12 protein-coding genes and 2 pseudogenes are annotated in these 13,389 nt (G+C 61.9%); 5 read left to right on the forward strand and 9 right to left on the reverse strand.

All coding sequences use genetic code 11. The annotated features are described in order from the left end of the window. Positions 1–21: 21 nt before the first annotated feature. Positions 22–1,461, reverse strand: a pseudogene (locus RHEC894_RS19975) (carboxylesterase/lipase family protein); the annotation flags it as partial. 207 nt (positions 1,462–1,668) lie between these two features. Continuing rightward, a complete protein-coding gene (locus RHEC894_RS19980) occupies positions 1,669–3,225 on the reverse strand; it encodes an acetolactate synthase large subunit (RefSeq protein ID WP_085738571.1) in 1,557 nt (518 codons plus the stop codon). Positions 3,226–3,333: 108 nt separating this feature from the next. Between RHEC894_RS19980 and RHEC894_RS19985 the strand changes: the two genes are divergently transcribed. Continuing rightward, positions 3,334–3,828 carry an Lrp/AsnC family transcriptional regulator gene (locus RHEC894_RS19985; protein WP_049732422.1) on the forward strand — a complete coding sequence of 165 codons (495 nt, stop codon included), beginning with the start codon at positions 3,334–3,336 and terminating at the stop codon, positions 3,826–3,828. A 142-nt stretch (positions 3,829–3,970) separates the two neighbouring features. Here RHEC894_RS19985 and rarD read toward each other — a convergent pair whose 3' ends face one another. The 5 genes and pseudogenes from rarD to RHEC894_RS32555 all read right to left on the reverse strand — a co-directional run. Then, positions 3,971–4,864: an EamA family transporter RarD gene (rarD, locus tag RHEC894_RS19990; RefSeq protein ID WP_085738572.1), complete on the reverse strand. Its 894-nt coding sequence runs from the start codon at positions 4,862–4,864 to the stop codon at positions 3,971–3,973. Between the two features lie 66 nt (positions 4,865–4,930). After that, a complete protein-coding gene (locus tag RHEC894_RS19995; RefSeq protein ID WP_085738573.1) occupies positions 4,931–5,230 on the reverse strand; it encodes a putative quinol monooxygenase in 300 nt (99 codons plus the stop codon). A 118-nt stretch (positions 5,231–5,348) separates the two neighbouring features. Further along, positions 5,349–5,960 (reverse strand): isochorismatase family cysteine hydrolase, encoded by a 612-nt coding sequence (locus tag RHEC894_RS20000; protein ID WP_010068319.1) that lies wholly within the window; start codon positions 5,958–5,960, stop codon positions 5,349–5,351. Between the two features lie 51 nt (positions 5,961–6,011). Next, positions 6,012–6,686 (reverse strand): glutathione S-transferase family protein, encoded by a 675-nt coding sequence (locus RHEC894_RS20005; RefSeq protein WP_049732418.1) that lies wholly within the window; start codon positions 6,684–6,686, stop codon positions 6,012–6,014. 49 nt (positions 6,687–6,735) lie between these two features. Continuing rightward, positions 6,736–6,873: pseudogene (locus RHEC894_RS32555) on the reverse strand (3-oxoacyl-ACP reductase); the annotation flags it as partial. Positions 6,874–7,123: 250 nt separating this feature from the next. Here RHEC894_RS32555 and RHEC894_RS20015 point away from each other — a divergent pair. From RHEC894_RS20015 to RHEC894_RS20030, 4 genes are all read left to right on the forward strand, one after another. Then, positions 7,124–8,017 (forward strand): AraC family transcriptional regulator, encoded by an 894-nt coding sequence (locus RHEC894_RS20015; RefSeq protein ID WP_049732416.1) that lies wholly within the window; start codon positions 7,124–7,126, stop codon positions 8,015–8,017. 290 nt (positions 8,018–8,307) lie between these two features. Then, positions 8,308–9,060: an SDR family oxidoreductase gene (locus tag RHEC894_RS20020; RefSeq protein ID WP_049732415.1), complete on the forward strand. Its 753-nt coding sequence runs from the start codon at positions 8,308–8,310 to the stop codon at positions 9,058–9,060. 534 nt (positions 9,061–9,594) lie between these two features. Further along, positions 9,595–10,842, forward strand: coding sequence for a murein L,D-transpeptidase family protein (locus RHEC894_RS20025; RefSeq protein ID WP_085738574.1), 1,248 nt, complete (start codon positions 9,595–9,597; stop codon positions 10,840–10,842). A 5-nt stretch (positions 10,843–10,847) separates the two neighbouring features. After that, positions 10,848–11,072, forward strand: coding sequence for a sulfurtransferase TusA family protein (locus tag RHEC894_RS20030; protein WP_085738575.1), 225 nt, complete (start codon positions 10,848–10,850; stop codon positions 11,070–11,072). On the opposite strand, the gene RHEC894_RS20035 is transcribed toward RHEC894_RS20030, so the two are convergent. After that, complete coding sequence (locus RHEC894_RS20035) at positions 11,069–12,232, reverse strand: GTP-binding protein (RefSeq protein WP_085738576.1); 1,164 nt, start codon at positions 12,230–12,232, stop codon at positions 11,069–11,071. The genes RHEC894_RS20030 and RHEC894_RS20035 overlap by 4 nt on opposite strands. A 19-nt stretch (positions 12,233–12,251) precedes the next feature. Further along, complete coding sequence (locus RHEC894_RS20040; protein ID WP_085738577.1) at positions 12,252–13,385, reverse strand: D-alanyl-D-alanine carboxypeptidase family protein; 1,134 nt, start codon at positions 13,383–13,385, stop codon at positions 12,252–12,254. Positions 13,386–13,389: the final 4 nt, after the last annotated feature.

The following is a 13,389-nucleotide window of genomic DNA, read 5'->3' on the forward strand; positions in this document are numbered from 1 at the left end:
TCAGCAGCCCGTTACGGAAGGTCAGGTCCGTTCGACGCCTGCGAAGATGCGCAGGACTTCGGCCGCATGGGCCGTGGGGTCGTATGATGGGTTGCCGATGCCGTGTGAAATGGGTTCCGTGGTCACGGCTTTCCAAAGCCGGTCGTGATTGCCCGCAGCGAAGTCCAGGAGGGCGTCGCGGACGAAGATATCTCGGCTAGCTTGCTCTTCGCTGCGTCCTGGGCGTTGCTGGCCGACGATGCCGTACATCTCCGTGCCGTGCACGGCTGGCGCACCTTCGACAGGGCCAACGGTGAGCAGGTGGGCATTGCCGCCCGCCGCAGCGTGCGCGAGCGCTGCACGCACGGCCGGTAGGGTGAAGAAGTAATCGGTGAAGAGCGCCCCGCGTACCTCGACCGGGGTCCGTCCGTTGACGTCATAGGCGGCGACGATGCTACGGGCACGGCTTCGGGGGATGCGCGACTTCACGACGAGCTCGCCGACCAGGTTATTGATGCTTCCCGGATCAAACTTCTCGGTCGCGTTGATGACCCACCAGTCCGCCTCATTCGTCGTAGTGCTGAAAAGAATATCAACGTCGCGGTGACGCCCTGATGCAAGGATGCGCAGCGGCGTGTCGGCCAGGACGGCGCCGGTCTGCAAGTTGTCGTTCACAATCCCGATAGTTGTGTTATCGATGCCGTGTCGGTCGCCGATGTCGCGCGGACTGACCTTGATCAGGATTTCAGCAAGGAGCTTTGCATCCAAAGTGAACAGACGCTCGGGATCGTCGGCGATGCCGAGTTCGGTGAGAAACTTAATCGCGAGTTCTTCGGCCCACCACGCCGGAACGATCCGGGAAGCACCGCCAGAGAACGCAGCGAGGCGCCGATAAAGTCCATCGGCGGCCGGGGCGGCCAGAAGCCCGATTGTTGAGTATGCCCCGGCGCTATGGCCGGTAACGGTGACATTCTGGGGGTCACCGCCGAAGCGGGCGATGTTCGCCTGCACCCACTTGAGAGCGGTGATGATGTCCTGAAGGCCAAGGTTGGTGGCGTCCGCGAACACGCCCCCGTACTGAGACAGCGAGAGCCAGCCGAACGGACCGAGCCGGTAGTTTAGTGACACCCCGATGGCGCGGCCGGTTGCGGCAAGACCTGAGGCGTTCGAGGTGGTCTGGGTGTTCGCACCAACTTCGAACCCGCCGCCGAAGATATAGACGATCACCGGAAGCGGTTCCGTGCCGGCGTCTTTGGGTGCCCAGACGTTGAGGTTCAGGCAGTTTTCACTCAGTCCATTGTCGGCCTCGAGCCAGTCGGTGTTGCCGGCTTGCAATGGCGCGGGTCCTTTCCGATCATAGGGCAGATCCGGATTGAACGGCAGTAAGACCGACCGGCGGAAGCGCTCGGCGGTGGCGTAAGGAATGCCCAGCCAAGAGCGGATCGAGTGGGTTGCGGTATCGGCACCAGTCATGTGTGGGGTCCTTCCGTTGACGGCGGCAGCATCGAAACATCCTCGACGATGAACTTGTTGACGCTACAAGGCGCCAAGAGCGATTGATCGCAGTATCGGACGCCTCCAACTGCAGGAAGGCACCGTTCAGACATTAACTGACACTTCTCAGACAATCTGGCCCGTTCAGGCTAGACAAGAACAATGCGCCCGCCACTCACAATATCAAGTCGGGCATCATCCGCAGTAGAGGATGGCTTCGATTACATGGGGGCCTCGCTCACGCATGGCATGGGCAAATGCCTCCTCGAACTCGGCAGGCGTCTCGGCGCGGGTGACGCCAACACCGAGGCCACCGGCGACCTGCACCCAGTCGATGGACGGGTTCTCCAGGCTCATCAGTGAGGCGGCGTTGCTTCCATGGTTTTCCGCGCCAACACGCTTCAGTTCATTGTTCAGGATACGGTAGGCCCGGTTGGCGTAGATGACAGTGACGATGTCGAGGTTCTCCCGCGCCTGCGTCCAGAGCGCGGGCAGAATGTACATAGCGCTGCCGTCACCCTGCAGGGTTACGACCTTTCGGTCAGGGCAGGCCACCGCGGCACCGATCGAAACGGCCATCATGCTGCCGATGGCGCCGCCTGTGAGGTTCAAATAGTCATGCGCCTCCGCAGTTGCCGTGGCCTCATAGTACGGAAATCCCGATGATGCGGACTCATCGGCGATGATGGCGTTCTGAGGCAGATGCCTGGCCACCACGCTCATGATGACGCCGGGTGATAACGGACCGGTCAATTCGTATTGCGGCATCTTGCGTTCGGCTCTTGCCGGTGTGGCTTCCGTCGCGCCGCAAGCTTCGACAAGGGCCTCCAGCGCGGCGATACCATCCTCCTGGGGTTGGGCCAACACAGCTAGCTGGCAGCCTGCGGGCGTGAGCCAGCTGGCCTTGTCGGGATAGGCAAAGAAGCTGACCGGCGGTGTCGTACCGACCAGGATGATGACGTCGGTGCCAGTCAGGAATTCAACGGCTTTTTCGGAGAAATAGGGCAGACGCTCGACCGGTACGCGGCCTGCACCGCGTTGCAGGCGCGGCGTGAAGGTGTCACACATCAAGCGAGCGCCGGTATGGGCAGCGATCTTGCCTGCGGCGTCCAGGCCGCGTTCCTGCAAGGCGTTGCCACGCATGATGATGGCAATCTTGCGTCCTTGCCCCAGCAGTTTGGCGATGCGGTCAACCGTTTCACCCGGCACGGGTTGCGCGACGGGCACGTCGATGCGGCCCCCGACACCCTCGGCGTCGGTCCAGGCCGTGTCTGCCGGCAGGATCAGCGTCGCAATGCGGCCGGGATGCTCGAGTGCGACCTTGACCGCCATGGCGGTATCGGCCGCGATATTGCGTGCGCTGCTTGACGAGTGCACCCAGTCGGAGACCGGTCTGGCAAAGCCCTTGATGTCGGAGGTTAGTGGCGCGTCGTATTGAAGATGCGCGGCGGCATGATCTCCCACCACGTTGATAACCGGACTTGAGGCGCGACGTGCATTGTGCAGGTTCGCAAGCCCGTTGGCGAGGCCGGGTCCCAGATGCAGCAATGTGCAGGCCGGGCGTCCCGTCATGCGGCCGTAACCATCCGCTGCACCGGTCGCCACGTTCTCTTGAAGCGCGAGGACAGGACGCATGCCGGGCACACGGTCGAGCGCAGCGACAAAGTGCATTTCCGACGTGCCGGGATTGGCAAAGCAGGTATCGACACCGTTGGTGACGAGTGTTCGAAGCAGGATTTCAGCACCGTTCACGATGATTCTCCGGTTTATTAGATCAGGCGATCATTGACTTTGCCCTGATGCAATTCAGCAAAGTAAATGATAATCTGAAATTTATTCGCCGCAATATTGGAGTCGATCATGTCGGAAGAAACGAATAGCGTTAGTAGAAAGACCACATCCACAGCCAGACTGGACGCAACCGACCGAAAATTATTAGGCCTACTGGCTGTGGATGCGACCCGGAGCTACGCGGATCTCGGCAAGCTGATGAATCTGTCGCCGCCAGCGGTTCACGAGCGCGCCAAACGTTTGCGACAGGACGGGGTGATTAAGGCCACCATCGCCGTCCTCGACGGCGGCCTTGTCGGACGTCCGCTTTTAGCGTTCATTCATGTCGATACGACCAGCTGGGCGGTAACGCGGCAATTGCTGGCGCTGGAGGAGTTTCCTGAGGTTGAAGAGATCCATACCATAACCGGGGAAAGCGCAATGTTGTTGAAGGTGCGCACGCGCGACACTCAGGCATTGGAAGAGCTGTTAGGCCGCATTCATTCTATTGACGGGTTTAAGGGTACTCGCAGTTATATCGCCCTATCGACCTACCTCGAACGCGGACCGAGTGCTGCGATCTGACTTTCGTGCGCAAGGCATGGCGGAAGAGAAAATACGGACCCGCTGATGTTCGCAACGACGGTCGCATCTTCAACGCCGAACTGCTCCCTTTAGTGTTCGCGCATCCAGTCCGACGCCTTAGGCTGGATATGAACGGCAACGCCTACGCCCGGGTGCGCGACTGCCGGGCAGCGATGACGCTGCTCCGTGCGTAGAGCCCGCATCCGAGCCAGATCATACCGAAGGTTGCCAGTTGAACGGGACGGATCGGCTCATGGTAGAGCAGGAACGCTTCCAGGAGGAGAAGTGTTGGAGCGATGAACTGCAGGAGGCCTAGCGTCGCGTAGCGCAGCCGCCGAGCGCCTGCGGCGAACAGGATCAGCGGCAGGGCGGTTATCGGCCCGGCGAGGATCAGGAGGGCGTCGACCACCCCGCTTTGCCCGAACGCCGTCTCGCCGAGACCGCTGACGTAGAAGAGGAGGCCGAGCGCGAACGGCGCGAGGATCGCGGTCTCGATCATCAGTCCGCCGAGCGCGTCGATCGCCGCGACCTTGCGGATCAGGCCGTAGACGCCGAAGCTCAAGGCCAGCGTGAGCGAGATCCAGAGCGCACCGCCGCCGCTGATGGCCAGAATCAGGACGCCGGCAGCCGCGACGCCGATCGCGACTTTCTGCAACCGGTCGAGCCGCTCGCCGAGCAGCAGCGTACCGAGCGCGACGCTGACGAGCGGCGTGATGAAATAGCCGAGACTCGCCTCGACGAGCCGCCCGTTGGCGGCCGACCAGATATAGACGAACCAGTTGATGGCGATCAACGCGGCGCTGAGGGTCAGCAGCCCCAGCGTACGGACTTTTGCTGCGGCAAGGATGGGTCGCATCTGTCTTGCCGCCACGAGGATCGTGCCGAACACCAGCAAGGACCAGAGAACGCGATGCGACAGGACCTGAAGCGCATCCACGTCCTTGAGCAGGTTGAGGTAGAGCGGCAGCACGCCCCACAGAACATTGGCGGCGATGCCATAGAGCAACCCCGTGCGGCTGTCGGGAGGATGGGTCATGGAAACCTCGGCGAGGATAAGCGTATCAAGGGTGTTAGGGCCGGCCTATGCCGGCCGGACCTGATATCAGGCAGGGTGGCCGACGACGTCGAAGGTCTCGATCTCCGGGTCCCCGGAAACGAAGGGCGCCGTCTTCGGACGGTGGGCGGCCATGTGCGAGGATGCACGGTGGGCGGCGAGCGCGGCCTCGTCGTCGTAGATTTCGACGAGCATGTAGGTGCCGGGACGCGTGCGCGACCGGAACAGGTCGTAAAGGCGGTTGCCAGGTTCGTTGCCGCGCACCGCCGCGGCCTGGGCGGCGAAGGCGTGCTTGAAGGCGGCATCGCTGTCGGGCGCCACCGTCATCTTCACCATCATTCCGATCATCGTCGTTTCTTCCTCTCGATCTTGGGCTCGCCGGATGTCGATTCCTTTGCCACCGGCGCAGCCCTGCGCGATACAAATGCCCGGCGTCACCTTGAGCGGCGCCGGGCATGGCAGCCACTCAGCCTTGGGTCAGGAACTGCTGCGTGGTGATTGCGTTGGCGTAGAACGGCGCGATCTCGGTCACGAAGTCATCTTGCTGCTTCCGGGTGTAGCCTGCCGACGCATCGTAGATGACGTTGGTGTGGTAGCCGAGGTCGTGGGCGTTGCGCATCGAGGATTCGACGCACTGGCGCAGCGAGAAGCCGGCGAGATAGATGTCGAAGATGCGGTTGTTGCGCAGATAGCTGTCGAGCGTGGTGCCGACGAACACGCTGCTCCCGCCGCCGCGCTCGCGGACGACGAATTCGCCTTCCGTAGGCTCGAAGCCGGGGAAGAAGTCTGCCTGCCCGCCCAGGAACGACCCATAGTCACGCATCATCCTGCGCAGCCCATACTTGCCCTCGCCCAGCACCTTGAACTCAGGCTCGAACTTCAGCGAAGCGTGGATCACGTGCATGCCGCGACGGCGGGCTTCGGCGAGCGCGATCTTCGAATTGGCGATCGCGATGTCGACCTGCTCGCGGTCCTGGAACGATGGATAGATTCCGCCGCTCGGCGAAAGCCAGTCGTTGACGTATTCAATAAGGATCAGCGCGCTCTTGTCGGCGACGTTGGTTGAATGGTCGGCCATGATGATACTCCTTGGTTGAAAAGCGGGTTGTGCAAGAGATGACGTGCAGCGTCAGGCGGCGACGAGGGCCCCGTTCTGGCGCAGATGGTCGCGGAAGCGCGCAGCATAATCGTCCACCACGGCCTCCTTGACGCTGGAGCGCGAAGCCAGCGCCGCGCGCCAGGCCGAGACCCGCGGCAGGCCGTCGAAGATCGGCTGCGCCGCCGCGGGCTGAATGATGGCGAAATAGCGAAACAGCGGGGCATAGATCGCATCGACCATGCCGAAGGCGGAGCCGGCGAAATAGGGGCCGGCGCCCAGTTCCGCTTCGAGCTTGCGCAGCCGGTCGCGAAACGCGGCTCTGCGGGCGTCGGCGGTCGCGGCGTCGACGGAGTGGAGGAACTGCCAGCCATCCGTCATGGTCTGGCTGGCGAATTCGATCCACGCCCGCTGCCGGGCGCGCAGCAGCGGATCCTCCGGATACATCGCTGTGCTGCGCTCCGTTTCCTCGAGATATTCGCAGATCACCATGCTTTCGAAGAGAATGGCGTCCTCGGCGCCGGCCCGGGCGATCTTCAGCAGCGGAACCTTGCCGGTCGGCGAAAGCGCCAGGAACCAGTCGGGCTTTGCCGAAAGATCGACATTGATCCGGTCGAAGGGCACACCCTTTTCCAGAAGGACGATCGCGGCCCGCTGAACGAAGGGGCAGAGCGGGTGGCTGATGAGCGTCAGGCGCGTTGCGGTCATGATGGTCTCTCGATCTTTTGTCATGGAAGGGTGTGGAACGGGCCGGCCGTCAGGGCAGCTGCCCGCCCGAAATGTCGAAGATGGTGCCGTTCGCCCAGCCCATCTCGTCGGACAGGATGACCGCAACCGCGCCGCCGATATCGTCTGGCTGCCCGACCCGGCCGAGCGCGATGCCCTGCGCCACGAAGGGCCCGGCGAGATGCACCACCATGTTGCGGCCGAGGCCCCGGCTAGCGCCGGTGATGATGGCGATCTGTCTGGTCATTACTCGCTCTTTCTTAAGCTTGTTTGGCGAGGAACTCGGTGCCGCTGCGGCTTCGTTCCGATAAGAGTGAGATAGTCCGCTTAGGCGTCGCCCGCCCGCCCAAAGCTCTCAATCTCTTGCCCGATTGTCTCAAGGTCTTTTTTTCTTCAAAGAGCCATGGCATAGAGGGTTTATGAACGAGCACCTTCAACCTCATATCGACATTGCCCTGCGACACGCGCGATCGGGCATAACGATCACTCAGATCCCACGATTGGAGATCGGAGTCGGACAAGCGACCTCAGGCACGTCGCCCTGCCTCTACCGATCCATGATCTGCTTCATCCTGCAGGGATCGAAAGATGTGGCGATCCACGACAATTTGCTGCGCTACGACTCAGCGCAATACCTCGTCAGCGCTCTGGATCTTCCCCTGAGCGGCCAAATCCACAATGCCGATGACGGGCGGCCTTATATCTCGGTGTCACTGGTCTTGGACCCGTCGCTGCTGTCTCAAATTGCGGCCGACATGCCGCCGATCCGCGATCCCGATGCGCCCGGTATCGGGATCGCGATCAATTCAATGACACCGCCGCTACGCGACACGCTGCTGCGTCTGCTTACCTTGCTCGATACCCCGAGCGACATACCTGTCCTGGCCCCGATGGCGGAGCGCGAATTGCTCTATCGTCTCCTCCAGGGACCGCAGGGCCGCTTGCTGCGCCATATCGCGCAGCCTGAAGGCGCGCTTGGTCGCATCCGCCGTGCCGTTGAATGGATCCGCGACCATCAGAACACCCGGTTGCGGATCGAGGCATTGTGCGATGTCAGCGGGATGAGCCGTGCCAGTCTGCACCGGCATTTCGTGGCGCTGACCAGCCTCAGCCCGGTCCAGTATCAGAAGCAGCTTCGTCTTCAGGAGGCTCGCCAGCTGCTGCTCGCGGGCGATCACAGCGCCTCCGACGTGGCCTTTGCCGTCGGTTATGAGAGTGCCTCGCAGTTTAGCCGCGAATATCTGAGGCAGTTCGGTGCGCCACCCGCGCGCGACGTGCGTCAACTCAGGCATTCGATAAGCAACCCCGTTTAGTGCTTGGTCCTCGATCACCGGCAGCCTTCCTAGAGTGGAGGCCGACATTAAATCTTGCGATTTGCAGACGGAAGAAGGGCGGATGGCCTGTCGAAACCGGGCAGCTACGCATCATCCGGCGTTCAGGCTGGTTAAAAAAACCTGAGATGATTAGGCAAGATGTTGAGCCTATTGGGCGGGACTGAAATCCCGCCTCTCGTTTATCTAGAGGGCGATCGACGCGTAAAGCGATTGAGAAAAGCAACGCCGTTGTTAGTCGAGACTAGAATCTAAAGAAACGAGCAACATTTATGACACGTCTTAATGGAAAACGTACCCTGATCACCGGTGGCACTTCGGGCATTGGTCTCGAAACCGCAAAGCAGTTTTTGAATGAAGGCGCCCGCGTCATCGTGACCGGCAACAACCCGGATTCCATCGAAAAGGCGAAATCCGCGCTCGGGCCCGAGGTTTTGGTTCTGAAGGCCGACAGCGCGAGCGTCGAGGCGCAGCGCGGGCTCGCAAATGCGGTGAAGGAGCATTACGGACAGTTGGACGTTGCCTTTCTCAATGCCGGCATCTCGATCTGGCAGCCGATCGAAGCCTGGACTGAGGAAGCCTTCAATCAATCCTTTGCCATCAACGTGCGCGGCCCCTACTTTCTGATCCAGGCTCTGCTGCCGGTCTTCGCCCAGCCCGCCTCGGTGGTGCTCAACACCTCGGTCAACGCCCATGTCGGCGCCGTCAACTCCTCCGTCTACGGCGCCACCAAGGCGGCCTTCCTCAACCTGTCAAAGACTCTCTCCTCCGAACTCCTGCCGCGCGGCATCCGCGTCAATGCAGTCAGCCCCGGCCCGGTCGAAACCCCGCTCTACGACAAGCTCGGCATTCCCGACGCCTATCGGGACCAGGTGAACAAGGACATCGTCTCGACGATCCCGCTCGGCCGCTTCGGCGTCGCGGCCGAGGTTGCCAAGGCCGTCGTCTATCTGGCATCCGACGAATCCGCATGGACGATCGGCACAGAAATCGTGGTCGACGGCGGGCGCACCCTGAACCGCTGATCTGTTCTGGCCGGGCCCGCCCCAACGGGCCCGGCTTCGATACAGCAAATACAGTTCTCCGCGGTGCCCGAAGCCACGGGCAGCGCCTTCGGAGGAGGAAGGTTCCGTGGCAAATTCAACAAGCGTTCGCGGTTGGATACGAGAGCGCCTCCCAATTCAGCCGCGAATATCTTCGGCAATTTGGCGCGCCGCCGGCATGTCCAGGAGATGCGTCAAGCGATTGACCACCCGACGGTGGCTTAACCGTCTGCGGCGGCGGGCCAATCTCCAAGACGCCGAGCCGACTCCGGCGCATGGTGCCGCCCGAAAATCGCTGAGACTTTTCGGCATCATGTCCGAGACAAGTTCGGCTTTCACCGATTGGGGCCAAACCTTGGCCACATTGATATTATCTGTAACATTCGCGCTTGCGGGGATGTTCAGGGCACGTCATAGGCTGGTAAGGATTTATAAAGTATAAGCCGTCTATGATTCCGTCTGATGCCCGAACTCCATAGGCGGACCGGGTCGCATTATCTTTATGGGCTAATTTGGATGCGCATACGTTATTTTGCCTATGTTTCCCTCATGGCGCTGGCTCTGACCGGCTGCAATGACGCGTTGGAAACCGCGCAGGTCGATCTCTCCAAGGTCAAGAACAAGGTCGAGCAGCCGCTTCCTCCCCATATCCTCACGGCCATGTCCGCCAAGGGCATGGACCGCAATTCGCCGATCATGATCCGCATCTTCAAGGAAGAAGGTGCCATGGAGATCTGGAAGGCGAAGACCGATAATCGTTTCGACAAGATCGCCGACTACAAGATCTGCGCCTGGTCCGGCCGTCTCGGCCCGAAGGTCAAAACCGGCGACCGGCAGGCGCCGGAAGGTTTCTACGACCTGACGCGCGCCAACCTGAACCCCAATTCCAAATATTATCTGGCGATCAACACCGGCTTCCCGAACCGCTACGACGCGGCCAACGGCCGCACCGGCTCCGATCTGATGATCCATGGCGCCTGCTCGTCCTCCGGCTGCTATTCGATGACCGACCAGCAGGTGCTTGAAATTTACGCCTTTGCCCGCGACGCCTTCAAGGGCGGCCAGGCGACGGTGCAGCTGCAGGCCTTCCCCTTCCGCATGACGGCGGAAAACATGGTCAAGCATCGGCTCGACTCGAGCTACGACTTCTGGAAGATGCTGAAGGTCGGCTACGACAATTTCGAAGTGACGAAACGCCCGCCCGAGGTGGCCGTCTGCGAGAAGAAATACGTCTTCAACCAGCAGGCAACCGATGGCGGCGCCTTCAATGCCGCCGGCAAATGCCCTGCCATGTCGACGCCGCCGGCGCTGACGGCAGCCCTTGCCGCCTACGGCAAGACCTATGATGCCGATTATGCCAAGGCGATGAGCAAATTCGACGGCATGGCCTGGTACGACCCCTCCGAAGCCGAGCGCAAGGCCGTCGTCGCCAAGACGCGCAAGGGCCGCGAACTTGCTTATGCGCCGACCGGCACCTCGCTGGAAGCCGGCCGCATGGTCAAGGTCGCCGAACTCGAAGACCTGATGGCCAAGCGCACCGCCCAGGGTCTGGCCGCCAAGACCGCGCCGGGCGCCACGCCGGCAATGCCTGCCGCACCGCAGGCAATCTCGGCTGAGCCGCAGGCAACCGCAGTCGCTGTCGCGACACCGGCGGTCGTGCCGATCCCGACGCAGAACCCGCTGGCCTTTGCGGCGCCCGAACCGCAGGAAACGGCGGAAGCCGCGGCAAAGAAGCCGTTCTGGAAATTCTGGGCGCGGAACTGAACGGCTTGAGCCCCGTTTTTTACGACCTTCGCGGCCTGAAATGCCCATTCCCGGTGATCAAGACACGCAAGAAGCTTGCCGCCATGGCAAGCGGCACCCTCATTCGCGTCGACACCACCGATCCGATGGCTGTGATCGACATGCCGCATTTCTGCAATGAGGACGGCCACGAACTGGTCGAGGCCGAAAAGACCGAAGACGGCCACCGTTTCCTGATCAGAAAGGGTTAAATTCTCAAGCCCGGAATGGCGAGCGGGTTGTCCGACAGCGCCGCGCGATCGGGCCTGTCGATGCGCGGCTTGCCGAGAAAGGCGTCGAACAAATCCTTGACGAAGGCTTCCGGCAGATCCCTTGTGATCAGCACCATGCGCGTGCGCCGGTCCTGCGGATCCGGCCAGGCGGGAAGCCGCACCGGCGGATGGAAGATGCTTTGCACGCCGTGCAGCACCAGCGGCCGTTCCGGCCGGTCGGAGACCGAAACGATCGCCTTCATTCTCAAGAGTTTCTCGCCATGGGCGGAGCGCAGGAGATCGATGAACATGTCGAGCGCCATCGGGTCGATCGGCTTCTCCTCGACGATCGAGAAAGAGCGGATCGAGGCATCGTGACGATTGACGTCGTGCGCGTCCTGGTGCGCATGACCGTGATGATGATGGTGGTGGTGGCCGTGATCATGGCCATGATGGTCATGGTCATGACCGTGATGCGCCTCGTGGGCGTCCTCGTCCTGCAGCCAGCGACTGACATCGGCGATCTTCGTCTTGGGATCATAGAGCCCGTTGACCAGCACCGCGGCGCTGCCGGCCTCGCTGCTGTCGGCGTCCATCATCGCGGCGCGCGGATTGAGCGCCCGCAGCCGCTTTTCCAGGGCATCCGTTCCAGCGCCGGCCATCGATTTTTTCGAGACGATCAGCCGGTCGGCGACCGCCGCCTGCTTGCGCGCTTCCTCGTGATTGTCGAGCGTCTGCAGCCCGTTGACCGCATCGACGACGGTGACGACACCGTCGAGCTCGAAATTCGTGGCAATGACCGGATTGCCCATGATCGCCTGCATGACAGGGGCAGGGTCGGCAAGGCCGGTCGTTTCGATGACGACGCGCTTCACCGGTTTGACGCGGCCGGTCTGCACCGCATCCATCAGGTTGGCGAGCGTATCGACAAGTTCGCCGCGCACGGTGCAGCACAGGCAGCCGTCCGAGAGTTCGATAATGGAATCGCCGGAGCTTTCGACCAGCAGATGATCGATGCCGACATCGCCGAATTCGTTGATGATGACGGCGGCATCCTTCATCTCGGGATGTTTGAGGATGCGGTTGAGCAGCGTCGATTTGCCGGCACCGAGAAAGCCGGTCAGGATGGTGACCGGAATCCTGTCGTTGAGCGCGCTCATGTCATTTTACCCTGGCAGTTTAGAAGGATGTCGGGCGCGGCATCGGCACCGGCACATTGGCGATCGCGCCGGCCGTATCGCCGGCCGCGACCTTGTCCGGCTGCGGGGCCGGCTGCTGATCCTGCCCGGGAATGAGGCCGGCAAAGACGAAACGCGGATCGTGGTCCATTTCCAGGATATAGGGCGACTGCACGCGCATGCGGCCGACCTCGTCTCGCGTTTCGCTGCGTATTTTTGCGCCCTTGGCGCTGCAGATGTCGGCGCTGATGTCGGCAACCTGGTCCTGTCCCGGGCCATAGGGCCGCAGCGACCCCAGCGTCTCGCTGCCGGGAAACTGCGTGGTAAATCCCTTCTGCAGAAGGTTTGCCGTCGCATCGGCGCGCGCCGCCAGGCTGTCGGTGCCGAGCACGACGGAGACCAGCGTGCGGCCGTTGCGTGTCGCCGAACCGATCTGGTTGAAGCCCGAGGCGCAGATGAAGCCGGTCTTCATGCCGTCGGCGCCGGCAAAGCGGCCGATCAGCATATTGAGGCTCGGCACGTTCTGCTGGCCGTTGGTGAAACCTTCAAGCGCGAAATAACCGGCATATTGCGGAAAATCGCGGCGCAGCGCCACCGTCAGCACCGCAAGATCGCGCGCCGTCGTATACTGCCCCTTGCCCGGCAGGCCGTTCGGATTGACGAAATGCGAATCCGTCATGCCGAGCTTCAGCGCTTCGCCGTTCATCCGCGTCACGAAGCCTTCCTGCGTGCCGCCGATGGCTTCGGCCACCGCGACGGCGATGTCGTTGGCCGATTTCACCATCAGGATCTTCAGCGCGCTGTCGAGCGTCAGCTTCTGGCCCGGCTTGAAATACATCTTGGCGGCCGGCTGGGCGGCTGCGCGTTTGCTCATGACAATGGGGGTGTCGAGGCTGATCTGGCCGGCGCGGATCGCGTCGAAGACGGTATAGACGGTCATCAGCTTGGTCAGCGAGGCCGGATACCATTTGCGGAAGGCTTCCTCATGTTCGAGCACGCGGCCGGTCTGCACGTCGACGAGGATATGCGGATTGGCCTGAGCGAGCGGAATGGAGGCAAGAAAACCGGCAGTCGCGGCGACCACGAAACTAAACGGCCGCAAAACGGCAAACAAACGGAAGTGGCTCGTCGACACGGTT

Source organism: Rhizobium sp. CIAT894, from assembly GCF_000172795.2.
In the GTDB taxonomy this organism is placed as follows: Bacteria; Pseudomonadota; Alphaproteobacteria; order Rhizobiales; family Rhizobiaceae; genus Rhizobium.